A 26,891-nucleotide genomic window follows, 5' to 3' on the forward strand; every position below is an offset into this window, starting at 1 on the left:
AAGGTTCTTGAGTCTCATCCTACTTACTGTCTTGTCGCAAAAAGGTGATTCACTTTTTTTCATGCTGTTGTGTGACAATAGGCCTTTATTAGGCCACTCTTCTTATATTGGCATTTTGGATGGTTGAGATAACGATGAAATTACTATTAGTGGAAGACCATAAAGACATTGCGGGCGTTATTTTTGATTATTTTGAAATCAAAAACTACGTGTTGGATTATGCGAGTAATGGCCTGCAAGGGTATGAGTTGGCAAAAACCGAACATTATGATGCGATTATTTTAGACGTTATGTTGCCCAAAATGGATGGCTTAACTGTCTGCAAATCGTTGCGCGAAGCGGGGATTGATACTCCGATCCTCATGCTGACGGCGCGTGATACCAAGGACGATATTTTATCCGGTTTTGAGCATTTAGCCGACGATTATTTGATTAAGCCTTTTGATTTGGAGATTCTTGATTCTCGATTGCAGGCTCTGGTTCGAAGGCGTAAAGGCAGTGTGGCAAATAAGATGCTGACCTTTGGCCATTTATCATTGGATATGAGTACAAGGATATTACAGCGAGAAGGCAGTCGTTATTCTTTAAATCCCTCTCAATACACGATTTTGAAATGTTTGTTACAAAAAGCCCCTGACGTGGTATCGAAAGAAGAGGTGTGTGATGCGTTATGGGGAGATGAAGAGCCAGACAGCAAGGTGTTACGAAGTCATATTTATCAATTGCGGAGCCTAATAGACCGTCCGTTTGAGCATGCGTATCTAAGAACCGTTTCCAAAGTGGGCTATCGTCTGGTTGCCGAAGGTGACGAATGAAACCGATTAAAACCGCTAAGCAGTTAACTTTTACATATTTCTCTATAGTAGCGTTCGCTATTATTGCTTTTCACTTTTCTATGTTTACTTCAATGATTGAAAACATAGAAATGATTTACGCCGAAAATCGTATGCTTAAAGATAGGAACACAGCCGTATCTCTATTGAATGGTACAGAGCAGACGCATGTGTCTGTTCCACCTTTCTCTGAAGTTTATGTGGGGAAAGAAAATCTACCTGCATGGGTGATATTAAATCCAAAAATGACAAACGATAAACCCTATGAATTAGATGACGGATCCGATACGCCGCTGGAAATTTTTTCAATGCACTCTCAGTTGACTATAAACGGTGAGTTAAAAGATCTTTACGTACTTCATTATGATGAGATTTATGAAATTTCCGAAGAACAAATGTTTGAAACGCAAAGTACGCAGTTGATTTTATCTTTGTTGTTGCTGGTGGTGAGCTTGTGGGTGGTGATGAGAATCTCGGATCGTTTAACGAAACCGCTTGCTCAGCTGTCTAAAAGCCTTGGTGAAAAAACAGCAGCGAATTTGTCTGCCATAGAGTTGCCGGAAGGGGCTGCGACGAGAGAGATTCGTCATCTGGTGGATCGGTTAAACAGTTACCAAGACCAAATCAAAGATCTGATCGAGCGTGAGAGAGCATTTAATCGCTATGCAAGCCATGAATTACGTACGCCTCTAATGGTGATTAAAGGCGCTACCACTTTGTTGGGCAAGTCCGACTCTAAAGTGTTTTTAGAGAGACAACGCGTTCGCATGATGCAAGCATGTCAAGAGATGGAAGATTATATCACTACGCTGTTGTCTCTTACTCGAGATGAAGATTTAGACGCTATTGCGTCGCGTGTCGTGCAATCCAGTGAATACGAGAGTATTAAGCAAACGCATTTGGCTTACCTAGCGGACAAATCGGTAGCAGTTGATATTATTGAAACAGGTCAGGTGGTGACCAAGTTGCCAATTCCTACTTTGCATATTTTAGTGGGAAATTTGTTAAAAAATGCCATGGCTTGTACTGATGAAGGCCATGTGAATATTGTTGTGGCTGAGAATGAAATTGCCGTTGTGGATACGGGCTGTGGCTTAAGTGGTAAGCCAGGTGGCGAAAGTTACGGTTTAGGTTTAATGATAGTGCGGGATATATGTGCTAAGTATCATTGTTCGTTTTCACTGGCGGACAATGTTGGACAAGTAGGGTGTACGGCGAAAGTGGTCTTTCCAACGCCATCATAATTCGAGCGGCTTTGCTGTATTTTTATCTAAAATATCGATCTTTTGAAACCAATAACAGCATAAAACAATCGACTTAGTAGATGATACTATAGGTGCATTCGTTACACTATTTCTTGATGGAGAAACAATATGAGCTCATCCATTTTAAAACGTATACCACTGCAAATGTTTTGGCCAACGTTTGATCCCTTTTTATTTTGTGCATTTCATAATGATACCTACCCCAAAGCCAACGCTTTTATGGGGCCTGATGCGCCGTTGAACAATCGTCCAATAGGGCAAGATTTTGGCGGTATTGATGGCTGGCGTATGTATCACGGTAAAACGATTCCTGGTTTTCCGGCCCATCCGCATCGTGGCTTTGAGACAGTGACTATTGTCAATAAAGGTTTTGTTGATCATGCTGACTCTATGGGTGCCGCGGGTCGCTATGGAGAGGGCGACACGCAATGGATGACAGCGGGAGAAGGCGTGCAACATTCTGAAATGTTTCCTTTGTTGAACCAAGACGATGTGAATCCTTTGGAGCTGTTTCAAATCTGGCTGAATTTGCCCAGTAAAAATAAAATGGTGCCACCACATTTCACCATGCTTTGGAATGAAGATACGCCTGTGGTTAATGTGCCAGACAGTAATGGCCTAGAGACACAGGTTAAGGTGGTAGCAGGGACTTTCCAGCAGGTCGAGCCTTCGCCTTGCCCACCAAACTCTTGGGCGGCGGACAGTAAAAACGATGTTGCTATCTGGTTGATTGATTTACCAGAAAATGGAGAGTGGGTATTGCCAGCGGCAGGAGCGAATTTGAGTCGAGCTTTATACTTTTTTGAAGGTGAAAAGGTCTCGTTAGATGATGCGAATGCGTCTATTAATGAAGCGTTTGTTTTAAAAAGTGATGCGGCTGTGGTGTTGCGTAATAAGGGTAAAAAAGCCAGATTTTTATTGTTGCAAGGTCGTCCAATTGGCGAGCATGTGGAGCAGCATGGGCCGTTTGTGATGAATACACGTGCAGAACTTCAGCAGGCGTTTCAAGATTATCAGCGTACGCAATTTGGTGGTTGGCCTTGGCCGCGCCATGATCAAGTACACGATAAATCGAAAGGGCGTTTTGCTGAGTATAGCGCGGAACAAGCCAAGGCTTGATTGTTAAAAAGTACAGTTGATTAAAGCTTAGAGGGATAAAATACCCAAAAGCGAGAGAAAACATAATTGAGCATCATGCCTATGGCTACGCCAGGTATCATGGCTAAATAAGGCCATAAAAGAATCAGTGTCGTGTTGGGTGTTGCTGGTGGGTGAGACATTAGTATCAGATAGCAGCCCCAATTGGGCACAAAGGCAACCACTGAGCCGCCTAAAAATTGCAGCCATTGTAATACGGCGGCTTTTTTGTTGTCTTGCTCTGCTTTTTTGAAGGTGATGACGCGGTTCCACCACCAATTTGAGCTGGCAGCGACCCAAAATGCCATGGCACGCGCTAGCAGAGGAGCAATCCACATCGACAGCAGCAGCATGCTGCTCAAGTCGACCAGAAAACCTACACCACCAACAATGGCAAAGCGAAAAAATGTGTGTTTAAAAATTGAGTTCATGATGGCATTCTAAATGGGGAAACATCAAAAAAAGGTGAAATCACCTTAATCTGGATTATTGCTTAACAAACGAAAAAGGATCGAACATGAAAATACTTGCATTTGGTGCCAGCTCAAGTCGTCAATCCATTAACAAGGCTTTGGCTGGTTACACGGCTAACTTGGTGGATGGCGCTGACGTGACCTTGCTGGATCTTAATGATTTTGAGATGCCATTGTTTAGTGAAGACATTGAAAAAGCATCAGGGGTGCCAGCACAAGCGCACGCTTTTGTGAATGCTATCGCACAGGCCGATGCGATTGTGGCTTCATTTGCCGAGCATAATGGTTCGTATTCCGCAGCGTATAAAAATATTTTTGATTGGGCGTCTCGTGTCGAAAAAGCCGTTTATCAAAACAAACCGGTTATTGTGCTTTCTACCTCGCCAGGTCCGGGTGGGGCAAGCAGTGTGCTTGCGCAAACGGTGAATAGTATGCCGTATTTCAAAGGTAATGTGGTTGGAAGTTTGAGCGTGCCGAACTTCTATGATGTGATGAAAGATGGCGATATTGTAGATGAATCGGTGAAGCAGTCTTTGGCAGCGCTGGTCGCAAAACTATAAGGAGCTACTGATGCCTTATATCAATATCCGGATTACCGATGAAGGGGTAACCAAAGAACAAAAACAGGCGCTTATTAAAGGCGCGACAGATTTGTTGGTTAATGTGTTAGGTAAAAATCCAGCCACTACCGTCGTCGTGATCGATGAAGTCAATACGGATAACTGGGGTGTTGCTGGGGAGCAGGTAACCGAATTAAGAAAGAAATAAAAACCACTTGTTAGATTCCTGTTTGGAATCCAACAAATAAGTTTTATTCCTTTTACAAATACCGCTCTTGACCGCATGCTAGCGCTTTCTTGTATTCTTTAGGAAGCGTTAAAGCATGTGGATCTTCATTACTCTGTTCGCTGCAGGGTGTCAGTCAGTTCGAACAGCGTATCAAAATACCTTGGCTCGTCAAACTGGTTTCTTGCATGCCACTATGGCGCGCTCTTTGTACGGTATGCCCTTAGTCACTCTGTATCTGGTGTTTTGCTGGTGGCTATTCGGTTGGGTGTCGGTCGAAAATAAGTCTGTTTTTATTGTGGCAGCGACTCTCTGTGCCGTTGCGCAGATTATGGCGACCTATTTTATGCTGCGTGTTTTTCAGTCTGGTAGTTTTGCGCTAGGAACCTTGTTAGCTAAAACAGAAGCCGTGTTAGCGGCGTTAATTGGCTTGCCTTTACTGCATTATACTTTGACGTTCGGGTCTTGGTTGGGTATTGCGTTTGGTGTATTGGGTGCCATTGTGATGAGTGTCCAATGGAAAAATATCAAACAGGCCCATAAAGATTTGTCTTTGTTATTAGGCTTGGCGAGCGGATTGTGTTTCGCCATTACCTCAGTGACGGCGTCTATGGCGAGTCATGCCTTATCTGGTTCGATTATTACTCGCGCTGGTGTCACATTATGGTACGTTTTAGCCTTGCAGTCGGTTATTTTATGCAGTATTCAGATGTATAAAAGCAAAGATATCTTGGCACCATTCAGGCATGAGTTTGTGCTAAGTTGCAAGGTGGGTGTATTAAGCTCGTTAGGCTCCATTGGTTGGTTTACAGGATTCGCTTTAGTCAATCCTGCCTTGGTAAAAACGCTGGGACAAATTGAGATTCTAGGTACTCTGTATTATTCAAAAATGCGTTTTGCAGAAAAAATGACGAAGCAGCAATGGGTTGGTGGCGCTATGATATTGATTAGCGTTATCTTGGTGGTGACATCGACCATTAAGTGAGGGCAGTATGGAATCCAATAAAATTAATTATGTTGAATTACCCGCGCGGGATTTAGCGTTAAATAAAGCGTTTTTTAGCAAAGTATTTGGTTGGGGCTTCAAAGATTATGGCCGGAGTATTCGGCTTTTGAAAACGCCGGTTTAGATGGCGGCTTTTTTCAAGCGAACTTTGTTCGAGACCGCAAAATGGCGCGGCGTTGATTATCTTGTACAGTAATGAACTGGACGTGGTGTTTGAAAAAGTGCAGGCGGCGGGAGGCACAATTGAGCAGGTGATTTTTGATTTCCTCGGTGGCCGTCGTTTTCACTTTTTAGACCCGTGTGGTAATGAATGGGCAGTATGGAGTGAGCCTAATGAGTAAAAATATGGCCTTTGCACTGCGTCGTGTAAAGGCCATTTATAAGCATGCTTAGTATGATTGAGGCGTAAACTCACCGCAATAATTAGTATTCCACTTCTCTAAAACACCGTAATAGCTTTCGCCTGTGGCAATCAGCCAATGAAGCTTGCAGAAGGCTGCTTCTAAAGTCATGTCTTTGCCACTTAATACGTTCATTGACGATAGTATAGATCCCGCGGCATAAGCACCTTGAGAAACGCCACCGTGCAAGCATTGCGTTAAATTTACGATGTTTTTCTTGCGCAACATGGCTTCCGTTAAGAAGGATAAAAAGGCTGGATTCTGATCCGGTACATTACCAGCGCCATAGGTCAATAGTACGATGGCTCTGCAGTTATCGTCGTCTAAAAGGCTTTGATAGATAGTGGTTGGCTGGCTAGGATGCAGTGTGATAACACCAACGGCGCCTTCCCTAAAGCTGACAAGCTTATTTTCAAACCTTGTGTCGGACGTATCTCGGTTGCTGTCAATCATGCGAGCTGGGTACAACTGCATGTCGATGGCGAGTTCCCCTAATAAATCATCGTTTGGCGTATGAAAAGCTTCAAACCGGCCGCTACTGATTTTTTGAATACGGTTGCCACGCATCAGTTTGCCATCAAAAACAAGACTGACATCGGCTATTCTATGGGAGATCGCCAATGATAACGCGGCTTGCAAGTTAGAGGTGGCGTCACTGCGATTCATGCCAAGCGGGATTTGCGAGCCTGTAAGGATGATATTTTTCGCGCAAGCACCGAGCATGAACGACAAGGCAGAAGCCGTATACGCCATGGTGTCCGTACCATGAAGAATGACAAAGCCATCATAATCTCGCCAATGGGTTGCTAGAATGGACATTAGTTTTGTCCAATGTTTTGGCGTGATATTGGCACTGTCAATCAATGGCGATATTTCCAGTACTTCAAAAGAGGGAAGGGTATTTAGACTCATTCCCAATGCTATTTCTATACGTTCTTGTAAGCCAGAAGCAGGGGCTAAGCCCTGCTCTGTCTGAACCATGCCTATAGTGCCGCCCGTGTATAAAACCAGTACTTGCGCGCTCATATTACCACCTTACTAGGAGACAGCATGGATTGTGGGCTGAGCAAAATATTCACCTGCTCTTCCGTGAGTAGATTTTCCTCAATAACCAGAGCCTTGACAGTATTGCCAGTATGCAGTGCGGTGTTAGCAATGCGAGAGGCATTGGCGTAACCAATATAGGGCACCAGTGCGGTGATGATGCCGATGCTGTTTTCTACGTGGCCTGCGCAGACTGCTTCATTAGCCGTGATGCCGCGTATGCAGCGAGTTTCCAGCATCTGGCAGGCTTCTTTGAGCATTTTTAGGGAGTTTAGTACGTTATAAATGATCATCGGCTCCATGGCGTTTAACTGTAACTGACCAGCTTCAGCGGCTAAGGTGACTGCAAGATCAGAGGCGATAACTTGATAAGCCGTTTGGTTCATCGCTTCAGGAATCACAGGGTTTACCTTACCAGGCATAATGGAGGAGCCAGGCTGCATAGGAGGCAAGTTAATTTCCCCTAAGCCTGTACGTGGCCCACTTGAAAGCAGGCGTAAGTCGTTGCTCATTTTGCTTAATTTAATCGCAAGGCGTTTCAATATGCCGGAGAAAAAGACAAACGCTCCCATGTCCGATGTGGCTTCCACTAGGTTGCTGGCGGGTACCAGTGGCTTAGTTGAAATGGTGGCTAATTTTTCGACTACCAATTTGGCGTAACCTTCTGGCGTATTGATACCCGTACCGATTGCGGTGCCACCAAGGTTCACTTCACAAAGTAGTGCACATGCTTCACTGATGCGGTCAATATCTTCGCCCAGAGTAACGGCAAAGGCGTCAAATTCTTGTCCCAATGTCATGGGAACGGCGTCTTGAAGTTGTGTACGACCCATTTTTACAATGTGTGCGAATTCACGTCCTTTGGCTTCTAAGGCTTCTTTGAGTGAAGCAAGGCTAGGAACAAAGTTGTCGGCAGCAAATTGAATGCCTAGACACGCAGCGGTAGGGTAGGCGTCGTTGGTGGATTGCGAGCGGTTGACGTCGTCGTTTGGGTGTAGGTATTTGTATTCGCCTTTTTCGCGCCCTAATTTCATCAGCGCAATATTGGCAATGACTTCGTTGGCGTTCATGTTGGTCGAGGTGCCAGCACCGCCTTGGATCACGTCGACAATAAATTGGTCGTGATATTGGCCTTGGATCAAATCTTGGCAGGCATAGACAATGGCGTCGGCTTTTTCTGGCGTGAGCAGTTTCATTTCTTGGTTGGTTCTAGCCGCGGCCGCTTTTACCATCGCCAACGCTTTGATTAATTCAGGAAAGTGTGAAATCGGAACGCCAGTAATGGAAAAGTTCTGAGCGGCACGCAATGTTTGTATACCGTACAATGCGTCAGCGGGAACGTCCATATTGCCAAGTAAATCGTATTCAGAGCGAGTATTCATGATTTGCTTCCTGACGCCCCACTGTTGGTCAGTGGGGCGTTATCTAAGTTGAGTTATTGGTGGTTTTTGTCGTTGATTGACGGGGCGCTAGGCCAAGATGCTTGATCTAGATCCAAATCGGCGAATCGGTTGGCTTCGAACGTTGGCATTTTATTGCCCTGTTTGCGTTGATCGTCAAAGTCTTTCATGATGCGTTTGGCGACTTTAAAGAGTAGAGCAAGCGCAAACAAGTTAACCAATGCTAGTAAGCCCATGCTTAAATCCGCAAAAGCGAATACTGTGCCGAGATCAAGGATAGCGCCGGTACAGCAAAGGCAGATGATGATGACGCGGAAGGCATTCATGTAGAAGCCATGATTGTCGGATTTTGTTAAGTAACTAACGCTGTTTTCGCCCAAATAATAGTTGTACAAGATGGTGCTGAAACCAAAGAGTAGTAAAGCAATACTGACGAACATACGGCCATAGTCGCCCATGTGTGTCGCTAATGAGGCTTGTGTTAGGGCAACGCCTTGGACGGTATCGGTACTACTTGGGTCATACGCACTGCCAAGTAAAATGATCAGCGCCGTACAAGTACATAAAATAATAGTGTCAATGAAAACGGAAAAGGCTTGAACTATCCCTTGGTTTGCTGGATGTGGAATGTGTGCTACCGCCGCCACGTTTGGTGCGCTACCAAGACCTGCTTCGTTGGAAAATAGGCCACGTTTTACACCCATCATAATGGCGGCACCTATGCCTCCACCAATCGCCGGTTCTAGACCAAATGCACTTTTAACGATCATGATCAGCATATCTGGGATGGCGCTTAAATTCATCGCAAGCACGATAAGGGCGATGAGCAAATAGCCACCAGCCATAATAGGCACTAAAATTTCAGCGACCTGTGCAATACGTTTAACACCGCCAAAAATGATTAGGCCAACAATGAGCGCCATACCGATGCCGCTGTAATAAGGTTGTATACCAAAGGCGTCTTCTAGGGAGGTCGCAACGGAATAGGATTGTAAGGTGGTAAAAGCAATACCAAATGTGGCCAGTAGAAGGATGGAATACGTTACCGATAGCCATCTCCAGTGTTTGCCTAGACCGCGTTCGATATAAAATGCAGGGCCACCACGATAAGTGCCATCGGCTTCCGCTGTTTTGTAGGTTTGTGCCAGCATGCATTCGATGAAGCTGGTGGCCATGCCCATCAGGCCAACGACCCACATCCAGAAGATCGCACCTGGACCACCAATTGTTATGGCCACTGCAACGCCGGCAATATTACCGCCACCAACACGACCCGCGACGGATAAGATTAAGGCTTGAAAAGAACTTAAATGTTTGCCGTCCGCCTCATGATGTTTGGCGGTAAGGATGCTGAACATATTGCCAAAATAACGAAATTGTACAAAACGGGTTGCAATAGTGAACCAGATACCAATGCCAATTAATACGGCAATAAGAACCTTGCTCCAAAGTAAGTCGGTGAGAAGGGATAACATGAATGATGACTCCTAGTTTTTTAGATTTATTAAGGGGGAATTCAGACGCTCATTGGAGCGAAAAATTTCTAGGAAAGGGAGTTCGTAAATAGGCGCTATCTGATGCTAGTTGATACTGATGGAGCATCAACTAGCATCATTTTTTAAGTGTTTTTAACAAGAGGATTTATTACACTGCTGGTGTTTGATGTTGGCTTATTTAGGTGAGGTAAATAGTGGCTCAGGATTTTGCGGTTAACTTGCAGTTGTTGTGCAGCTATTATAAATCTGTGGCTGATGTGTGCCGCCGATTAAACATCAATCGTGCGCAATTTAATCGCTATCTTAATGGCACGACAGTCCCTAATCATAGTACACAGCGTCGTATAGGGGAGTTTTTTGGTGCTGGTTCCAGTGAGATGGCTTTACCTCATAGGCAATTTATTATCTTGGTGCAAGCGCGTCCGATTCGTCAAAGCGAAGATGTCAAAACACTTGCCCCCGAGCAGCAACATTTTAATCAGCTTAATCAGTCCGGCCAACAGGGGTTGGCTAAATATTGTGGTTATTATTTTGAGTATTATCTTTCTATGGCGTGTCCGGGAAAGATTTTGCGTACCTTAGTATATATTGAGTCACAAGGTGATAAAACCTACTACCATAGAACTGAGCGGCTAAATCCAAGGAACCTAAAGAAGTCTTTTCATGGTGTGTATAGTGGGGTAGTGCAGTTGTTGTCAGATCGATTGTTTTTGATCGATTATGAAAGGCAAACCCATGTGGAAATGACCCAGACGATTCTTTATCCGTCTTTTCAGAATCGAGTGGAACGATTAACGGGTTTGCGTTTAGGTGTGTCTGGGAGTGGTGAAAGAGCGCCATGCTGTGCACGTGTCGTGTACGAGTATTTAGGTTTGAATGTTAATAAGAAGCGCGCTATGGCGCAATGCGGTCTGTACGATATGGACAGTGATCAGATAGACAAAGATATTTGCCAGTCAATCAAAAATGATATGAAAGAAGGTGACTGGCATTTTAGGGCGCGATTTTAAGCGTCTTTAGTTTGGTCTGTTTCAGGTGTTTCTGTTGCCGTGGCCAGATCTGGGTTTGCAATGGCTTCCGCTTCCATTTTGGCGCGCTCTGCTTTAGAAATGTACTTTGGTTTTGCTTTTTTGGGTTCGCTTTCAAATTCGCTTGTTTAATACGTTTGGTAAGTATGTCTTTGATTTTTTTGCGGCGGTTCATGTTTTGTTCCTATAAATGATGCGGTTGTCTGATTTAATAACCCAAGAATGACATTCAAGGAACGAAAAAAAAGCCCTGATCAGTGATCAGGGCTTTTTATGTTGGTACCAGTAGGCGGACTCGAACCGCCACACCCGAAGGCAACGGATTTTGAATCCGTCGTGTCTACCAATTCCACCATACTGGCCTTGAAAAAGGTGAGGCGTATTCTAGGTGATTTTTAGGATAAGTCAACTTCTGAAAACAGTATTTTTTATCTTTTTAATATCTGTTGGGTTGGAAGTACCCTTTTGAGTGGTTTTTCGCTAGAATAACGGGTCGTTTTTCCTAGGTAGCTTTCTTTTTATGCGCGTTTCTGATTATCACTTTGATTTACCTGACTCCTTAATCGCTCACTATCCGACGCCAGATAGAACGGCCAGCCGGTTATTACACCTTGATGGTTCTAGTGGGGGAGTGGTTCATCGTCAGTTCCTGGATGTCTTGGATTTGGTTCAGCCTGGCGATTTGATGGTGTTCAATAATACTCGCGTGATTCCTGCGCGCGTCTTTGGGCAGAAGGAGTCTGGCGGAAAAGTAGAGGTGCTCGTTGAGCGAGTTATTAATACAAACGAGGCGCTAGCGCATGTTCGTGCGAGTAAGTCACCAAAAGAAAACAGTAAGTTGCTATTAGGGCAAGACAAAGGCGAGCATATTGAAGCGACTATGGTTGGTCGTTCGGGAGCTTTGTTTCATCTTGTTTTTAATGAGCCTGTTTTAGATGTGCTAACGCGTGCTGGGCATATGCCGCTACCGCCTTATATTGAACGTCCTGATGAAAATAGTGATCAAGAGCGTTATCAGACGGTTTATAATCAAAAGCCTGGGGCGGTTGCAGCGCCAACGGCTGGGTTGCACTTTGATGAAGCTTTGCTAGAAAAAATCAAAGCCAAAGGGGTTGAAATAGCATTTGTTACCTTGCATGTTGGTGCCGGAACTTTTCAGCCTATGAAGGTCGAAAATGTAAAAGACCATATTATGCACGCTGAATATGTGGAAGTTGAGCCTAGTGTGGTTGAGCAAGTTAAAGCCACTAAAGCGCGTGGTGGTCGAGTGATTGCGGTTGGTACGACCAGTGTGCGTAGTCTAGAGTCGGCAAGCCAAGGTGGTGAAATCGCCCCAATGCAAGACGATACCAGTATTTTTATTTATCCAGGTTACGAATTTAAAACCGTAGATGCGTTGGTGACGAATTTTCACTTGCCAGAATCTACGCTGATCATGCTGATTAGTGCGTTCGCAGGTTATGATCATGTGATGGCTGCTTACAAAGTGGCAGTAGAGCAAAAGTATCGATTTTTTAGTTATGGCGATGCCATGTTTATTACACGAAATGCGCAGGCTAAAGGCCCGCAAGGTGAGGAATAAGACGAATGTCTGATAAACGTCCAGAATGTTTTATGGATTTTGAACTTCACACGACGTCAGGAAAAGCACGTCGTGCAACCTTGACGTTTCCTCGTGGGAAGGTTGAAACGCCGGCTTTTATGCCTGTTGGTACTTACGGTACGGTAAAAGGCATGTTGACCAAAGATATCGAGGAAATTGGTGCAGATATTATTTTGGGTAATACTTTCCATCTTTGGTTGCGTCCAGGAACAGAGGTAGTGAAGGCTCATGGAGATTTGCATGATTTCACACAATGGAAAAAACCGATTTTAACGGATTCAGGTGGTTTTCAAGTATTTTCACTCGGTGAAATGCGCAAAATTACCGAAGAGGGCGTAAGTTTTCGCTCTCCCATTAATGGCTCGAAAGTGTTTCTAAGTCCCGAGATTTCGATGCAGGTTCAGCGTGATCTTGGCTCTGATATTGTGATGATCTTTGATGAGTGTACGCCGTATCCTGCGACGCCAGAAGTGGCTGCCAAATCCATGCGCATGAGTTTACGTTGGGAACCAGCGTTCGAAGGACGAACATGGCGACAGCCCATCTGCGTTGTTCGGTATTATCCAAGGTAGTATGTATGAAAACCTTCGAGATGAGTCACTAGAAGGGTTAGTGAATATCGGTTTTGACGGCTATGCCATTGGCGGTTTGTCGGTTGGTGAGATCCAAAGATGAAATGATGAAGGTGTTAGATCATATCACACCGAAAATGCCAGAAGATAAGCCACGCTATTTGATGGGAGTGGGAAAACCTGAGGATTTGGTGGAAGGTGTTCGCCGCGGTGTTGATATGTTTGACTGTGTGATGCCAACACGTAATGCCCGTAATGGTCATCTGTTTACTTCAGATGGTGTGGTGCGCATTCGGAACTCACAATATCGTCATGATGTGGGACCTCTTGATAAAGAATGTGATTGTTACACTTGTAAAAACTTTTCTCGGTCTTATTTACATCATTTAGATAAGTGTCAAGAAATGGTAGGGGCGCAATTAAATACGATTCATAACCTACGATATTATCAAACACTCATGGCGGGATTGCGTCTAGCGCTCGATGAAGGTAGATTTGACGCCTTTGTTGATGAGTTTTATGCAAAGCGAGGCCTAGATACGCCAGCTTTGAGTGAATAATAAACAAAATTATGTCAATTTCTTTACGTAAGAAATGACAACAGTTTCATAAACCATTGGAGAGTTAACACCATGATCGCATTGATCTCACCAGCTTACGCTGAAGGCGGCGCACCAGCAGATGCAGGTATTTTTAACCTAGTGCTTCTTGCGGGCTTCGTTGTCATTTTTTACTTCCTTATGTGGCGCCCACAAGCGAAACGTGCAAAAGAGCATAAAAACTTGATTGCATCGCTAGCGAAAGGTACTGAGGTAGTAACTGGCGGTGGTGTATTGGGTAAAGTGTCTAAAGTTGATGATAACTATGTAGTGCTTGAAGTCTCTGAAGGCATTGAAATGAAATTTCAAAAGTCTTCTGTTGCTGCGGTATTGCCAAAAGGAACGTTGAAGTCTATTTAACTTTCCTAGAAAGGCGCCTAATGTAGGCGCTTTTCTTTTTCCGATTTATTAAATTTTGAGATGTTTGCACTCTGTTGCGAATAATCATCTCATTTTAGGTGTAAAGGATTTTTCATGCTTAACAAGTACCCCTTGTGGAAGTATTTGCTAATTCTTCTTGTTTTGGCTTTGGGGCTACTCTATGCCTTCCCAAACCTTTATCCGGATGATCCAGCGCTACAACTATCTACCCAAAAAGCAACTGCGGTTGTTGATGAGCAAACTTTGCTAAGAGCAAAGAATGCGCTTGCCAATGCGAATATAGAATTAAAAGAAGCAGAGCTTACCTCTGCTGGCGGTACCTTGCGCTTTAATAGCGGTGAGGACCAACTTGCTGCTAAGCCAGTTGTGGCGGCAGCATTGGGTGATGACTTTGTAACAGCGCTCAACCTTGTTCCTACGACGCCGGAATGGTTGTCTTCGCTAGGAGCTGGGCCTGCTAAGTTGGGTCTTGATTTGCGTGGTGGCGTGCATTTTCTTTTGGAGGTGGATACGCCTGCGGCACTTAAGCAGAGACTTGAAGTGAGTGCCAGTGAGATGAAGGCGGTGTTACGCAAAGATCGTGTGCGTTACCGCAGTGTTGATATAGAAGATGGTGTGTTGTCGGTGCGTTTCTTGCAGTCTGGCGATATGGCATCGGCGGAAGTATTGTTAAAAAAGAATTTCCTGAATACCGTTATGCCACTCGTCAAGAGACTGATGAGTTTTATCTGGACGTAAGTTTTACCGAAGCCGCTAAGAAAGAGATTGAAGCGTATGCTTTGCAGCAAAACTTAACCACACTGCGAAATCGTGTTAACGAACTTGGTGTAGCGGAGCCGCTTGTTCAGCGCCAAGGTAGTAGTCGTATCGTGGTTGAGTTGCCTGGGGTGCAAGACACTGCTGCAGCAAAACGTATCATCGGTGCAACGGCTAACTTAGAATTTCATCTAGAAGCTGGCTTGGAAGATAATGGCGCAGACATAGAGACTTTAACTTTTCGTGATGGCAGTGGGCGAACGGCGCGTTTAGAGCGTGACATCATTATCACGGGTGACAGTGTTTCTGATGCGAGCCTCTTCTTTTGATGAAAATGGCCGACCACAAGTGAATATTAGCTTGGATGGCAAAGGCGGCAAACAAATGAGTAAAGTGACTCGTTCTGCCGTTGGCCGAAACATGGCGGTTGTATTTATCGAGCATAAATCTCGTAGTCGTTTTGTTGAGACGGACGGCAAGATGGAGGAGGTGCGAAGAAGTTATAGCGAGAAGGGTATTATTTCTTTAGCCACGATTCAAACCACTTTAGGTAATTCATTCCGTATTACCGGATTAGATAGCCCTCGTGAGTCTTCCGAGCTTGCCTTGTTGTTGCGTGCTGGAGCCTTGGCTGCGCCCATCTATTTTGTTGAAGAGCGTACTATTGGACCGAGTTTAGGTGCTGAGAACATTAAGCTGGGGATTAACTCAGCGCAGATCGGTTTGCTGGTTGTTATGTTGTTCATGCTGGTTTACTACAAAGTATTTGGTATCTTTGCCAATGTGTCTTTGGCGTTGAATATTATTCTTCTGATGGCTTGTATGTCTATCTTGGGGGCAACCCTCACTCTGCCAGGCATTGCTGGTATTGTGTTGACGATGGGGATGGCCGTGGATGCAAACGTGTTGATTTTTTCAAGGATTAGAGAGGAATTGGCGAGTGGTATGCCAAGTCAGCAAGCCATTCACTCTGGTTTTAATCGTGCATTTACGACGATTCTTGATGCAAACATCACAACCTTGCTTGTGGCTGTTATTTTGTTTGCGGTAGGAACAGGCCCTGTTAAAGGTTTTGCAGTGACTTTGTCGTTGGGTATTCTAACTTCAATGTTCACGGCAATTGTGGTTACTCGTGCACAAGTTAACCTTGTGTATGGCGGTCGTAAAAACAAGAAACTGTATATTTAGGAGAGCGCCATGAAAGTGACAAATATTCCATTTATGGCAATGCGTAAAATCGTAGCTGCTTTTTCGATTGCGTTGATCCTTATTTCTCTTGGCTCTTTGGCGACTAAAGGTCTGCAGTTTGGCTTGGATTTTACCGGTGGGACCTTGATTGAAGTGGTATATCAAGAGGCGCCGGTATTAGACGACGTTCGTGATTTGCTTGCTCAAAATGGTTACAGTGATGTAGTTGTGCAGAACTTTGGTTCTCCTACTGATGTTGTTGTGCGGATGGCAAATGCTTATACGGCGACCTTGGGTGATGAGGTGTTGTCGACGTTGCAAAACAATGGCTCGAATCAGGTGACATTGCAGCGCTCGGAGTTTGTTGGTGCGCAAGTTGGTGAAGAGTTGCGTGAGCAGGGCGGTTTGGGCATGTTGCTTGCCTTGGCGATCGTGATGATCTATGTGGCTGTGCGTTTCCAATTTAAGTTCTCTGTTGCTTCTGTCGCAGCATTGATTCACGACGTTATCATCACTTTGGGTTTTTTCTCTTTGTTTGAGGTGGAGTTTGATCTGACCGTATTGGCCGCTTTGTTGGCGGTAGTTGGATATTCGCTCAATGATACCATTGTTGTATGTGATAGGATTCGTGAAAATTTTCGTATTATGCGTGATACCACCCCATATGATTTGGTGAATGATTCGATTAATCAGACTTTAGATCGTACTTTAATTACTTCTATGACCACGTTGTTTGTTTTGGTTGTGCTGTTTTTCTTGGGCGGTGAGCCGATTCATAATTTCTCTATGGCGCTGTTGGTCGGTATTATTATCGGTACGTATTCTTCTATTTTTGTTGCGGCAAATTTATTGTTGGCAATGGATGTGAAGAGAGAAGATCTGATTCCAGCTCCGAAAGAAGAGTTAGAGGACGATTTGCCTTGAGCTTTTTGCTTCTCTAAATAGCCAAAAAAGCCTGCTTTATGCAGGCTTTTTTGTGGGCTTTTGCTATGGCTATATTTGTCGGTATTATGGTTATTATTTATTCGTATAACATAAGGTGAATAGTTCAATATGCGTTTTCTGATGTTTGGTTCATTGCTCTTGTTGATTAGTCTTCAGGCTAAGGCTTTGGATTTCGGGGCGATGGATAAAACCGCTCAGAGCTTTTCGAACATTAAGACCGTTCATATTGCGCATAAGGGGCAAGTGGTTTGGGCAAAGGCCTACAATAAGGCTAATATTAATGCGGTGACGAATATTAAATCGGCGTCAAAATCGCTGATGTCGGCTATTGTTGGTATGGCGATTGATCGTGGCGTGATAGAGGGTGTGGATCAGCCTATTGCGTCTTTGCTGGCGGACCAATTTCCCAAGAATCCAGACCCTCGTTTAAATGATATTACCATTGGGCATTTACTTTCCATGCAAGCGGGGTTGGAGCGGACCTCTGGCCGTAACTATGGTCGTTGGGTGGTTAGTGATGATTGGGTTAAAACGGCTTTGTCATGGCCTTTTATTGATGAGGTTGGGGGTGATATGCAGTATTCAACGGGTAACACGCATCTGTTGTCCGCGATAATTATGCAGCAAACTGGTCAGCATACTTATCTTATAGCTAATCAGTGGCTGCAGGGTTCAGGTGTTCGAGTGCAAAGTTGGGAGACCAGTCCAACGGGTATTCCAATGGGGGGAATCAGGTGGGTATGACGCCTTCTTCTTTGTTGGCGTTTGGGGAGCTGTATCGGCGCGGAGGTTTGACAGATAAGGGTCAGCGTTTACTTTCTAAAGAGTGGATTGCACAGAGCTGGACACCTAGAACGCAGTCTCGCTTTCATGAGGGTGAATATGGCTATGGTTGGTTTATTCAAACTTTTGCTGGTGTGCAAGGGTATTACGGTTGGGGTTATGGTGGGCAAATGATCTATGTGTTGCCTGACTTAGCGCTAACCATTGCGATTACTTCAGAAGAAACGCTGCCCTCTGGTCGAACGGGTTATCGGGATAGTTTGCATCAGATGGTGAGCAGAGATATCGTGCCAGTGGTCAGTGCAGCTCAATGATGAGGATAGAAAAGCCTGCTAAGAGCAGGCTTTCTAGGCTTGTTTGGATTCGCACTATTTCGTGACGACATTGCCAAAATGCATACCCATTTTTGTGGGGGTGTCAGCTTGCAATGACTCTTCCCAATTAACTGCATTTTTCCCAAATAGTACAATGGCGGTGGAGCCGAGTTTGAATCGGCCCATTTCTTCGCCTTTTTTGATTTCAATATTATTAAGTTCTTTATAGTCCCAAGTGACAATGTTTTTGTTAAAGGGTGTCACTTGCCCAGCCCAGACGGTTTCGATGCTGGCAACAATCATGGCGCCAACTAATATTACTGCCATTGGACCTGCCTCTGTATCAAATAAGCACACGGTGCGTTCATTGCGAGCAAAGACGTTAGGGATTTGTTCCGCTGTTACCTTGTTGACCGAAAATAGCTTCCCAGGTATGTGAATCATTTTTGTTAATTTGCCAGAAAGTGGCATATGTACGCGATGGTAATCTTTAGGGGATAAATAAACGGTGGCGAAAGAGCCGCCTAAAAACAGATTGGATAGTGATGCATCGCCTCCTAGTAGGCTAGTTAAGCTGTAATAGTGACATTTAGCCTGAAACAGCGTGCCATGTTCAATGTTGCCAAGTTGGCTAACGGCCCCATCGGCGGGGCAGGCGATACTATTTTCTTCGTTACAAATAGGGCGTAGTTCGGGGCGGATTGCGCGGGTAAAAAAGTCATTGAAGTTGCGGTATGACAGTGCGTCACTGTTGATGGCTTCGCTCATGTCTACTTGGTATTTTTTTACAAACTGACTGATAAAGGTGTTTTTAACCCAAGTGTTTTCACATTCGGCTATTTTGCCGATAGCACGTGATAGGGTTTTCTGTGGTGTGATGTGTTGTGCAAATGCAAACAGTTGATCTTTAGTCACGTTATTTATCCTGATAGATGAATTTATAGGGTGGTGTGGCTGATTAAAGAAACGATTTTCTTAAGCGTTTTGTAATCATTCTCACTGAATTTTGTTCGTGTTTCTAGCCAAAATATGACCATTTCGTTTGCTGATGTCTGTGTTGAGGCAAGCATAAGGTGGCTGTTTTTATCAATGATTTGGTCTGATTTGTGGGGTAATTCACTGACTATTTTGTCAAGTTTTGCTCCGGCCAAATGGGTGGCTGATGTTTTTTGAGACAATTTTTTAAAAATGCTTGAAGGGGTATTCCATTTAATGGCTTTAATGACTTCTATGTTGTAGCCAGACTGATACAGCGGAGACACTTTATTGTCCGAGTGTCTAAACAGAATGCTGTGTTGGGCGTTGGGGATTGCTTTTAAAATAGTCTTTAACGCTAGGCTGGCTTTTTGCTTTGTCCCCTGATTGTTTGACTTAACTACTGCTCTTCTGAGTTCAGCAAGTGGTGATAGAAGAGCGTTGGGGTTCGTAGGTGGTACGGCTCTTTGGTTGTAAAGATTGGGATCAAGGAGTTGTTGGGCGAGGGATATTTTTCCGCCTTTGTTAAAGAGCTTTGCTGCCTCAGTGCTTGCTAAATGAGCTATTTGGATGATCTCGCCGATGCGGCGGTGCATGATGGTGGCAACAACTCGGTAGAAGAAAGGTAAGTTTTTCGAGTCCCATTTCATACGGTTGGCTTCATGGGCTACTTTATTAGCACAGTATGAAAAAATAAGAGGGTTGTTAGTCAAAATAGTGAGTCTTTTATCTTCGGTAAAGCCCGGCAATTCATCTGGGTGGTGTGCTAAGTGGGCAAGTGTTTGTAGTTCTTTTGCGTTCGGTATGTGTTTGGTTAAAAATGATTCAATGACTTTGTTGGGGGTGTGCCAATGAGTGCAGAGGTGTACGGTAAGTTCATCAATGCGGCACCCTAAGGTGTTAAGTTCGGCTTGACTGGCTTTTTCCCCTCGTTGAATTTTTTGTTCTATTACAGTCATGGTTGGATAGGCATAAAACCACAATAGCCATCTGGCGGCATCGCGAAATAATGTGATCCAAAAAATATCATCTTCGTGGCTGGTCAGTTTTTCTATCGCCCAACGCCTAGCAATGGTTGCGGCTTCATAGCTGATTTGTATTTCGCTTAAAAAAGCGATTAACGGCGCTGGCTTTTCTTTCGCATTAAGATTGTAAGGAGCAAATTGTGGGAGTAATTTTTCTATGCCATTCATTCCGACCATGGCAGCAGCATGAAAGGGTGTTTTTATTTCGCTATTCTTATTTGGTACGATGCGATTTGCTTCATTCAGGATAGCAAAAGCCAACAGTGGGTCTGATGCTATGTTGGCTTGTATTCCATCCAATGTGTCTTCTGTTCGTTTGATTTGAGTTTTGAGACGAGCGAGGCTAACTGCTTGAACAGGAAATTTTTTGTTTTTCAGAAAATGTAGCCATTCATTTAGGCCAGAAGGTGACTTGTCTATCATAGCTGGTTACATTAGTGGCTCTTGTTAATGTGTGTTTAACGCGCTCTTATGTTTTTGATCTCATCAATCATACTGTATATTGAGTTGAGAGAATACTTTGTCAGTATTAAGGAATAAAATATGTTTGCATTAGCTGGCGTGTTAGTGGTGATTGTTAGTGTGGTGTTTGGCTATTTGGCATCACATGGAAAAATGCTGGCTTTATGGCAGCCTTTTGAGGTGATTATTATTTGTGGGGCTGCGTTGGGTGCTTTTATGATGGCCAATCCATTTGTTGTGCAGAAAAAAGTATTGGTCATGTTGCCTCAGGTATTCTCAGGGAGTCGACATAATAAGCGATTCTATACGCAGTTGCTGGGGTTGATGTATTGCCTGTTTCAAAAAAGTCGTCAAAATGGTTTTTTGGCAATTGAAGAAGACATTGAGTCACCTTTTACGAGTGAACTATTTAATCGTTTTCCGGACGTTATTCGCGATCATGAAGTGGTCAATTTTTTAACGGATAACTACCGTATTTTTACATTAACCGGCTTGCCAGCTTATGAGATCGAGGCAATTATGGATAATGAGATAGAGCAAATTCAGGAAGAGCTGGTTGCCCCGAGTCATGCGTTAAATCGGGTGGCGGAAGCCTTACCTGGATTCGGTATTGTTGCCGCTGTATTGGGTATCGTTATCACTATGGGGGCGATTGGTGGCCCGTTAGAAGAAATTGGTACTCATGTTGCTGCTGCGCTGGTAGGGACGTTCTTGGGTATCTTTTTGGGCTATGGTTTTGTCGGACCAGCCGCTACTCATTTAGAAAATCTTGGTACTCATGAATTGAAGGCGTATTTATGTATCAAAGCGTGTCTGAATTCGATTGTATCCGGTTATGCACCGCCTGTAGCGGTGGAGACTGGGCGTAAATTGCTACCGCCAGATATGCGTCCTAGTTTTATTGAATTAGCAGATGATCTTAAGCAGTACCGTTAATATGGACTACGGCACAGAGGAGAATAATTGATGGCCTTAGGTTCTAACGGATTGGTGATTCGGCGCGTTAAGAAAATAAAAAAAGGCGGACGTCATAGTGGTGCCTGGAAAATTGCTTTGGCCGATTTTGCTTTGGCAATGATGGCGCTTTTTTTGGTGTTGTGGATATTGAGTGTGGCTTCGCCAGAAGAATTGGCAAGTATCGAGGGATATTTTCAAGATCCTACAGGGGCTTCTACGGCGGGTTTTAGTGCTAATCCGATTGATTTGGGGGGAGTCCGGCAAAGAGTTCTGAGAGAAAATTGGATCTGCAATTGCCTGAGTCAGGGAGTGCGGATGTGACAACGAGAGATACGCAGATGGGGAATGGTCCTGACACTGCTGAGTCCAAAAGCCTTAACAATATGGTGCAAGAAGAGCTAGGGAAGATGAATGTCTTGCTTTCTCAACAGCAAAATATGCGCATTGAAATTACGCCGCTTGGCGTTCGAATTACATTATTAGATGACCCGAATAAGCCGATGTTTGAGCGTGGTAGTGCTCGTATGATGCCAGATATTGAGAATACGCTTTTAACAATGGCTCCGATTTTTAATAAAATCACTAATCCTATCGTGATTACTGGGCACACAGACTCTTCTAAATTTAATGATACCGGTAGTTTGGATAACTGGGATTTGTCTGCCATGAGGGCGAACGCAGCACGCCATATTTTAGAAGAAGGTGGGGTTGACGATAAGCGAATTGCTCAGGTGATCGGTTTATCTGATACCATACCTTATAATCGATTTGAGACTGATAGTGCTCAAAATCGACGTATTAGTATTACCTTGTTAACGGATGATGCGTACAAAAAATTGCTGGATCAGAATCGCCGCAATTTTGGCAACCCTGTCCAGCAATCAGATTTGAAAATCACACCTGAAACGGTGTTTTAAAAGGCTTGGTTTTCTCGAATAGACTGTTTTATCCGTAAAAAGCTTTGGAAGCGGTGTTCTGTGATTTTGCCTTCTGCTAAGGCTCCAAGAATGGCGCATCCAGGTTCTTTCTCATGGGCACAATCGCGAAAACGACAGTAACCAATGTGTGGCCGAAACTCTATAAAGCCATTTAATAGCTCTTCTTCAGAAATATGCCATAAGCCAAATTCACGTATACCTGGTGAGTCAATAAGATCGCCGCCTTTCGGCATATGGAACAGTCTGGCTGTGGTAGTGGTGTGTACGCCTTTTTTGCGTTTTTGAGATAACTCGCCCACACTGATGTCAATACTTGGTAGTAAAGTGCCTATAAGAGAGGATTTCCCTACACCGGATTGGCCAACAAAGACGCTGGTTTTGTCCTGCAGGAAGTTATAGAGCGCTTCCATGCCTGCCTGGTTTTTAATCGAGGTTCTGATGATCTTATAATTAAGATCTTCGTAGGTTTTAATCAGAGTGTCTAATTCTTCTTTGTTACTGTCGTCGATCAAGTCGCACTTATTGAGCAATATGACTGGAGGTATGCCAACGGTTTCTGCAGCCACTAGATAGCGGTCAATTAAGTTGGCATGTGCAACAGGCTCTGCAGCAATAACGACGATGATATGATCTATGTTGGCTGCAACGGGTTTTATTCTGCCGTGCATGTCTGGGCGAGATAGAGATGTATTTCTTGGTGTTGTTGCTACGACTACGCCACCTTCATTTTGTTTAGGGCGCCAAATGACTTTGTCACCTGTCACAAGCTGGCCTAAGTTGGCACGTAAATTACAACGTGTAGAGATGCCAATAAACGGTTCTTGAGTGCCTTCAACTTCTACTTGTGTGCCAAAGTGAGAAATGATGATGCCTTCTGTCTCGGGGCCGAGATCAGAGGATTGTAAAAGTTCTTCGGCGATATCTCCTCGTTTCTGAGTGCGTTCAACGCGCTCTTTATGAATTCTTTCGATTCGCCAAGTTTGTTGTTTAGTAAGTTTTCGCTTCGACATTAGATTCGTCTGGTCATAAAGTAAGGCGCATAGAGTATAATGCTTGGCATTGATAATAAAGGACTTGGAAGATTATGAGCTTAAATGAAGAGAATTTAGTGTGGATCGATCTTGAAATGACAGGATTAGACCCAGAAACCGATACCATTATTGAAATTGCGACGGTGGTAACTGACAAACATTTGAATGTTTTGGCTAAAGGGCCGAATCTTGTGGTTCACCAAGAGAAGGCCGTGATGGATGCGATGGATGAGTGGTGTACGAAACATCATGGAAATTCAGGGTTAACAGCAAAAGTGTTAGCATCAACAATTAGTATGGCGCAGGCGGAAGAAGAGACGATTAAGTTTTTGGCGCAATATGTTCCGGCAGGAAAATCGCCTATTTGTGGAAATAGTGTTGGCCAAGATCGTCGTTTTTTGTATCGCTACATGCCTAAATTGGAAGCGTTTTTCCATTATCGTTATTTGGACGTGAGTACGGTTAAAGAGTTGGCGAAACGCTGGAAGCCAGAAGCGCTGGATGGTTTTAGTAAAGCTGGTTCGCATTTGGCTTTGGATGATATTTTAGAGTCTATCGGTGAATTGAAACACTACCGTAAAACCATGTTTGGCTTGGACGATTAGGGCGGCCGTCCTTTAGTCAACGGTTAATTAACCTCTATAACGTTAGCGGACTTGTTGTCCGCTAATTTAGTCCGGAGATGCCATCCCATATCAGTTTTAACCACGGTTAAAAAAAGACAGCTATACATGGCTTTGAAGAACAGCGCTGTGGATATTTTATAGTGCAGCCATGCGCCAAGTTGTACCCCTAAAAAGGCGATAGGGGTGAAGCTAAGCGACAGCAGTATGTTTGATGTGTTGAGCTGTCCTAACATGCCATAGGGTATTAGTTTTACGTAATTGATGGCGGTAAAAATAACCGCAGCGGTGGCAACGTATTGGGTTTTATCTAGATTGGCTCTCAGCAAATATACGCTCATTGGTGGTCCGCCAGCATGGGCGATAAAGCTAGTGAATCCACCCAAGGCACACCACAGTTTTCCCGCTATGGCGCTAAGTGGTTTTCGTGTTGTGTTGGTGTTTTTTCTTGGCCATGAGTTCAGTGTAAAGCCTACTGCAATGACTCCGACCATGATTTTTAACCACTCTGTCGAGAACCAAGATGCGGTTAAGCCGCCAATAATCACGCCAACTATTGCCGCTGGAATGCATTTCAAGAGTTGTTCTGCGTTCCATTTTTTCCAGAACTTTTGCACGGTAAATATGTCCATGATACAGAGAATGGGCAGCATGATGGCGGCAGCAAGCGTTGGTGAGGTTTGCAGAGATATAAGTGGTACGGCAAGGATGCCAAATGCACCAGAAAATCCCCCTTTCGAAACACCAGTGATAAACACGGCAATACCAATCAGTGAGATGAGCAACCAATCCATAGGTATCCTTGTTAGTAGGGGATGTGTGTGAATGATAAAGTCTTGTTTACTAATTATGCGCCATTGATACTTGTTTCAAAAGACTTGTGTATTAGAATTGCCGTTATTGTTTTGGTTTGCCTGTATGTTGAAGTGAGAAGGGCTAGTTGGTGATGCGAATAGAAAAAGAGATTTATGGTGAAGAGGCGATGGAGGGCTTGGGTGCGATTGTTTCTTCCGCGCTAAAAGAAGGGGGTGTCGTCTATCTAGAGGGTGATTTAGGTATGGGCAAAACGACGCTAGTAAGGGGGATATTACGCGGTTTGGGGTATCAAGGGCCTGTAAAGAGTCCAACCTATACCATCGTTGAGCCGTATGAGTTTATGGGTCTGGAGGCTTATCATTTTGACCTTTATCGGGTTGGGAATGCCGAAGAGCTTGAGTTTATGGGGATTCGTGATTATTTCACTGTTGGCAGCTTATGCTTGATAGAGTGGGCTGAAATGGGGCGTGGGGTGCTTCCTGAGGCTGATCTGGTCATTTCTTTGGGATTGATCCGGCATGGACGTCATGTTTCTTTTATTGCGCAATCAGAAAAGGGGAATGTGGCGTTAAATGCACTAGCAAAGGTCATAACTTCTTGATGTATAGATGTCTTTACTATAAGTAAGATTGAGATCCACTTAATCAGCGGTTATAGTGTGACAGATATACTAGCTAGCTGTCTGATATGCATACTAAATTTCAAATTTGTCTTTTTGTTTTTATTAATTTAATCCTGTCTGTCGCATGTTTAGATGTGTTTGCGGCAGAGGTTCGAGATATTCGTGTTGCCCAACAGGAAGGGGTGACGCGTTTGGTCTTTGAGCTTTCTGAGCTTTCTGAGCATCGGATTTTTCCTCTTTCAAATCCAGAGAGGGTGGTCTTAGATGTGAGTGGCGTTAATCTAGAAGCGTCTGTGGTTGATGGGTTGTCAGCCTTGTCTTCAGATGTGTTGATGCGCGTTCGCTACGCTAAGCGTGATAATGGTGTGCGATTTGTGCTTGATTTGGCGCAAGCCGCTAAGGCCAAAAGCACCGTGCTGGCCGCCAATGGCACCTATGGTCCTCGTATATTAGTCGAGCTTGAGTACGGTGTTCGAAAGCCTGCCACTGTCGTCAAAAGCTTGGCGAATTTGTCGAAAGAGAAGCGTGACATTGTGATTGCGATTGATCCGGGGCACGGTGGAAAGGATCCTGGTGCTTTGGGGCAGCACAATGTTCGTGAAAAAGATATTGTGTTGTCTATTGGTAAAGAGTTGGCAAGCCGAATTAACGCCGTAGAAGGCTTTAAAGCTGTTTTGACTCGGTCTACCGACACTTATCTTCAGTTGCGTGATCGTTCTCGAGTGGCGCGTGAAGCCAATGCTGATTTATTAATTTCAATACACGCTGATGCGTTTACCAAGGCAAGTGCTCGTGGCGCTTCAGTGTGGGCGCTCTCGTTAAGTGGTAAAACGTCTGAAATGGGTCGATGGCTAGCTCAACAAGAAAATTCTGCTGACTTAGTTGGCGGTATTTCGCTTGATGATAAGGATCAGTTGTTGGCAGAGGTGTTGCTTGATATGTCTATGAACTCCACCATTCAAATGAGTTTGAATGTGGGTGACAGTGTTTTGGGAGAAATGAAGAATGTGGCTGTCTTGCATAAGGACAGTGTTCAGCAAGCAGGCTTTGTGGTTTTAAAGTCACCTGATATTCCATCTATCTTGATTGAAACAGGTTTTGTTTCCAATAGTACTGAAGCGAAAAACTTATCAAGTAAGACTTATCGTGTAAAGCTCGCAGCTTCAATAGCCAAAGGCGTGATTGGGTATTTCACTAAGAATGCCCCAGACGGCTCTCTGGTTGCATGGAAGCAAAATAAGCATACAGATCGTGTTTATACGGTTGGTAAAGGGGATACCTTGTCTGAAATCGCACGTCGCAACCAAGTTTCCTTGCCTGTTTTGCGTCAAGCCAATAATCTCAATAATGATGTTATTTGGATTGGTCAGAAACTTGTTATTCCTGCCGGATAACGCCATATTTAAACCCCTTGTGTCGGAAGGGGTTGTCA

At 44.2% G+C, this 26,891-nt stretch carries 27 protein-coding genes, 1 tRNA gene and 3 pseudogenes; 21 read left to right on the forward strand and 10 right to left on the reverse strand.

The genetic code is table 11. From position 1 onward, the window contains the following. Window positions 1-134: 134 nt before the first annotated feature. The 3 genes from ONZ52_RS22400 to ONZ52_RS22410 all read left to right on the forward strand — a co-directional run bounded on the left by ONZ52_RS22400 (window position 135) and on the right by ONZ52_RS22410 (window position 3,217). Complete coding sequence (locus ONZ52_RS22400; RefSeq protein ID WP_265220835.1) at window positions 135-815, forward strand: response regulator transcription factor; 681 nt, start codon at window positions 135-137, stop codon at window positions 813-815. Then, window positions 812-2,077 (forward strand): sensor histidine kinase, encoded by a 1,266-nt coding sequence (locus tag ONZ52_RS22405; RefSeq protein ID WP_265220836.1) that lies wholly within the window; start codon window positions 812-814, stop codon window positions 2,075-2,077. Before ONZ52_RS22400 ends, ONZ52_RS22405 begins: the two co-directional genes overlap by 4 nt. A gap of 129 nt (window positions 2,078-2,206) precedes the next feature. Then, window positions 2,207-3,217 carry a pirin family protein gene (locus ONZ52_RS22410; RefSeq protein WP_265220837.1) on the forward strand — a complete coding sequence of 337 codons (1,011 nt, stop codon included), beginning with the start codon at window positions 2,207-2,209 and terminating at the stop codon, window positions 3,215-3,217. 20 nt (window positions 3,218-3,237) lie between these two features. Here ONZ52_RS22410 and ONZ52_RS22415 read toward each other — a convergent pair whose 3' ends face one another. Next, window positions 3,238-3,666, reverse strand: a complete 429-nt coding sequence (locus tag ONZ52_RS22415) for a GtrA family protein (RefSeq protein ID WP_265220838.1) — start codon at window positions 3,664-3,666, stop codon at window positions 3,238-3,240. A gap of 86 nt (window positions 3,667-3,752) precedes the next feature. Between ONZ52_RS22415 and ONZ52_RS22420 the strand changes: the two genes are divergently transcribed. From ONZ52_RS22420 to ONZ52_RS22435, 4 genes and pseudogenes are all read left to right on the forward strand, one after another. Beyond that, the gene (locus ONZ52_RS22420) at window positions 3,753-4,268 is read left to right on the forward strand and encodes an NADPH-dependent FMN reductase (protein ID WP_265220839.1); all 516 of its coding nucleotides are present in this window, start codon (window positions 3,753-3,755) and stop codon (window positions 4,266-4,268) included. A 10-nt stretch (window positions 4,269-4,278) separates the two neighbouring features. Beyond that, window positions 4,279-4,476, forward strand: a complete 198-nt coding sequence (locus ONZ52_RS22425) for a 4-oxalocrotonate tautomerase family protein (RefSeq protein ID WP_265220840.1) — start codon at window positions 4,279-4,281, stop codon at window positions 4,474-4,476. Between the two features lie 115 nt (window positions 4,477-4,591). Next, window positions 4,592-5,479 (forward strand): EamA family transporter, encoded by an 888-nt coding sequence (locus tag ONZ52_RS22430; RefSeq protein WP_265220841.1) that lies wholly within the window; start codon window positions 4,592-4,594, stop codon window positions 5,477-5,479. Window positions 5,480-5,486: 7 nt separating this feature from the next. Further along, window positions 5,487-5,841, forward strand: a pseudogene (locus tag ONZ52_RS22435) (VOC family protein). Window positions 5,842-5,889: 48 nt separating this feature from the next. Here the strand turns inward: ONZ52_RS22435 and ONZ52_RS22440 are convergent. Genes ONZ52_RS22440 through ONZ52_RS22450 form a run of 3 tightly spaced genes read right to left on the reverse strand, consistent with a single transcriptional unit; the run spans window position 5,890 to window position 9,820 of the window. After that, on the reverse strand, window positions 5,890-6,927 hold the full coding sequence (locus tag ONZ52_RS22440; RefSeq protein ID WP_265220842.1) for an asparaginase: 1,038 nt from the start codon (window positions 6,925-6,927) through the stop codon (window positions 5,890-5,892). Beyond that, on the reverse strand, window positions 6,924-8,327 hold the full coding sequence (locus ONZ52_RS22445) for an aspartate ammonia-lyase (RefSeq protein ID WP_265220843.1): 1,404 nt from the start codon (window positions 8,325-8,327) through the stop codon (window positions 6,924-6,926). Before ONZ52_RS22445 ends, ONZ52_RS22440 begins: the two co-directional genes overlap by 4 nt. Before the next feature lie 53 nt (window positions 8,328-8,380). Further along, entirely contained in the window at window positions 8,381-9,820 is a 1,440-nt protein-coding gene (locus ONZ52_RS22450) for an alanine/glycine:cation symporter family protein (protein WP_265220844.1), read from the reverse strand. 215 nt (window positions 9,821-10,035) lie between these two features. On the opposite strand from ONZ52_RS22450, the gene ONZ52_RS22455 reads away from it, so the two are divergent. Continuing rightward, window positions 10,036-10,851 carry an XRE family transcriptional regulator gene (locus ONZ52_RS22455; RefSeq protein WP_265220845.1) on the forward strand — a complete coding sequence of 272 codons (816 nt, stop codon included), beginning with the start codon at window positions 10,036-10,038 and terminating at the stop codon, window positions 10,849-10,851. Here the strand turns inward: ONZ52_RS22455 and ONZ52_RS25100 are convergent. Then, window positions 10,848-10,952, reverse strand: coding sequence for a hypothetical protein (locus ONZ52_RS25100; RefSeq protein ID WP_265221149.1), 105 nt, complete (start codon window positions 10,950-10,952; stop codon window positions 10,848-10,850). The genes ONZ52_RS22455 and ONZ52_RS25100 overlap by 4 nt on opposite strands. Before the next feature lie 194 nt (window positions 10,953-11,146). After that, window positions 11,147-11,231 (reverse strand) — tRNA-Leu (locus ONZ52_RS22465). 158 nt (window positions 11,232-11,389) lie between these two features. Here ONZ52_RS22465 and queA point away from each other — a divergent pair. The 7 genes and pseudogenes from queA to ONZ52_RS22500 all read left to right on the forward strand — a co-directional run bounded on the left by queA (window position 11,390) and on the right by ONZ52_RS22500 (window position 18,010). Beyond that, entirely contained in the window at window positions 11,390-12,451 is a 1,062-nt protein-coding gene (queA, locus tag ONZ52_RS22470) for a tRNA preQ1(34) S-adenosylmethionine ribosyltransferase-isomerase QueA (protein WP_265220846.1), read from the forward strand. Window positions 12,452-12,483: 32 nt separating this feature from the next. Continuing rightward, window positions 12,484-13,604, forward strand: a pseudogene (tgt, locus tag ONZ52_RS22475) (tRNA guanosine(34) transglycosylase Tgt). A gap of 72 nt (window positions 13,605-13,676) precedes the next feature. Beyond that, a complete protein-coding gene (yajC, locus tag ONZ52_RS22480; protein ID WP_012070335.1) occupies window positions 13,677-14,003 on the forward strand; it encodes a preprotein translocase subunit YajC in 327 nt (108 codons plus the stop codon). Between the two features lie 114 nt (window positions 14,004-14,117). Then, a pseudogene (gene secD / locus ONZ52_RS22485) lies at window positions 14,118-15,968 on the forward strand (protein translocase subunit SecD). A gap of 9 nt (window positions 15,969-15,977) precedes the next feature. Then, the gene (secF, locus tag ONZ52_RS22490; protein WP_265216698.1) at window positions 15,978-16,892 is read left to right on the forward strand and encodes a protein translocase subunit SecF; all 915 of its coding nucleotides are present in this window, start codon (window positions 15,978-15,980) and stop codon (window positions 16,890-16,892) included. Between the two features lie 129 nt (window positions 16,893-17,021). Further along, window positions 17,022-17,657 carry a serine hydrolase domain-containing protein gene (locus tag ONZ52_RS22495; RefSeq protein WP_265216699.1) on the forward strand — a complete coding sequence of 212 codons (636 nt, stop codon included), beginning with the start codon at window positions 17,022-17,024 and terminating at the stop codon, window positions 17,655-17,657. Beyond that, window positions 17,654-18,010, forward strand: a complete 357-nt coding sequence (locus tag ONZ52_RS22500) for a serine hydrolase domain-containing protein (protein ID WP_265216700.1) — start codon at window positions 17,654-17,656, stop codon at window positions 18,008-18,010. The genes ONZ52_RS22495 and ONZ52_RS22500 overlap by 4 nt, the downstream gene beginning before the upstream one ends. 54 nt (window positions 18,011-18,064) lie before the next feature. Here the strand turns inward: ONZ52_RS22500 and asd are convergent, their stop codons facing one another. Together asd and ONZ52_RS22510 are read right to left on the reverse strand one after the other, a co-directional pair. Then, window positions 18,065-18,925, reverse strand: coding sequence for an archaetidylserine decarboxylase (gene asd / locus ONZ52_RS22505; protein ID WP_265220847.1), 861 nt, complete (start codon window positions 18,923-18,925; stop codon window positions 18,065-18,067). A gap of 23 nt (window positions 18,926-18,948) precedes the next feature. Beyond that, on the reverse strand, window positions 18,949-20,433 hold the full coding sequence (locus ONZ52_RS22510) for an HDOD domain-containing protein (RefSeq protein WP_265220848.1): 1,485 nt from the start codon (window positions 20,431-20,433) through the stop codon (window positions 18,949-18,951). Window positions 20,434-20,553: 120 nt separating this feature from the next. Between ONZ52_RS22510 and motA the strand changes: the two genes are divergently transcribed. From motA to ONZ52_RS22525, 3 genes are read left to right on the forward strand one after another with little or no spacing between them, the layout of a single operon-like run. Further along, on the forward strand, window positions 20,554-21,408 hold the full coding sequence (gene motA, locus ONZ52_RS22515; protein WP_265220849.1) for a flagellar motor stator protein MotA: 855 nt from the start codon (window positions 20,554-20,556) through the stop codon (window positions 21,406-21,408). Window positions 21,409-21,438: 30 nt separating this feature from the next. Beyond that, the gene (locus ONZ52_RS22520; protein ID WP_265220850.1) at window positions 21,439-21,750 is read left to right on the forward strand and encodes a flagellar motor protein MotB; all 312 of its coding nucleotides are present in this window, start codon (window positions 21,439-21,441) and stop codon (window positions 21,748-21,750) included. Next, the gene (locus ONZ52_RS22525) at window positions 21,747-22,346 is read left to right on the forward strand and encodes an OmpA/MotB family protein (RefSeq protein ID WP_265220851.1); all 600 of its coding nucleotides are present in this window, start codon (window positions 21,747-21,749) and stop codon (window positions 22,344-22,346) included. The genes ONZ52_RS22520 and ONZ52_RS22525 overlap by 4 nt, the downstream gene beginning before the upstream one ends. Here ONZ52_RS22525 and rsgA read toward each other — a convergent pair. Continuing rightward, window positions 22,343-23,377: a small ribosomal subunit biogenesis GTPase RsgA gene (gene rsgA / locus ONZ52_RS22530; RefSeq protein ID WP_265220852.1), complete on the reverse strand. Its 1,035-nt coding sequence runs from the start codon at window positions 23,375-23,377 to the stop codon at window positions 22,343-22,345. The two genes, ONZ52_RS22525 and rsgA, sit on opposite strands and share 4 nt — an antisense overlap. 74 nt (window positions 23,378-23,451) lie before the next feature. Here rsgA and orn point away from each other — a divergent pair, with 74 nt between their 5' ends. After that, window positions 23,452-24,003, forward strand: a complete 552-nt coding sequence (gene orn / locus ONZ52_RS22535) for an oligoribonuclease (RefSeq protein ID WP_265220853.1) — start codon at window positions 23,452-23,454, stop codon at window positions 24,001-24,003. A 23-nt stretch (window positions 24,004-24,026) separates the two neighbouring features. Here the strand turns inward: orn and ONZ52_RS22540 are convergent, their stop codons facing one another. Continuing rightward, window positions 24,027-24,815, reverse strand: coding sequence for a sulfite exporter TauE/SafE family protein (locus tag ONZ52_RS22540; RefSeq protein ID WP_265220854.1), 789 nt, complete (start codon window positions 24,813-24,815; stop codon window positions 24,027-24,029). A gap of 152 nt (window positions 24,816-24,967) precedes the next feature. Between ONZ52_RS22540 and tsaE the strand changes: the two genes are divergently transcribed. Both tsaE and ONZ52_RS22550 read left to right on the forward strand, forming a co-directional pair. After that, window positions 24,968-25,438: a tRNA (adenosine(37)-N6)-threonylcarbamoyltransferase complex ATPase subunit type 1 TsaE gene (tsaE, locus tag ONZ52_RS22545; RefSeq protein WP_265221150.1), complete on the forward strand. Its 471-nt coding sequence runs from the start codon at window positions 24,968-24,970 to the stop codon at window positions 25,436-25,438. An 86-nt stretch (window positions 25,439-25,524) separates the two neighbouring features. Next, window positions 25,525-26,853, forward strand: coding sequence for an N-acetylmuramoyl-L-alanine amidase (locus ONZ52_RS22550; protein WP_265220855.1), 1,329 nt, complete (start codon window positions 25,525-25,527; stop codon window positions 26,851-26,853). Window positions 26,854-26,891 lie beyond the last annotated feature (38 nt).

The organism is Marinomonas rhodophyticola, assembly GCF_026113935.1.
Lineage (GTDB): Bacteria > Pseudomonadota > Gammaproteobacteria > Pseudomonadales > Marinomonadaceae > Marinomonas > Marinomonas rhodophyticola.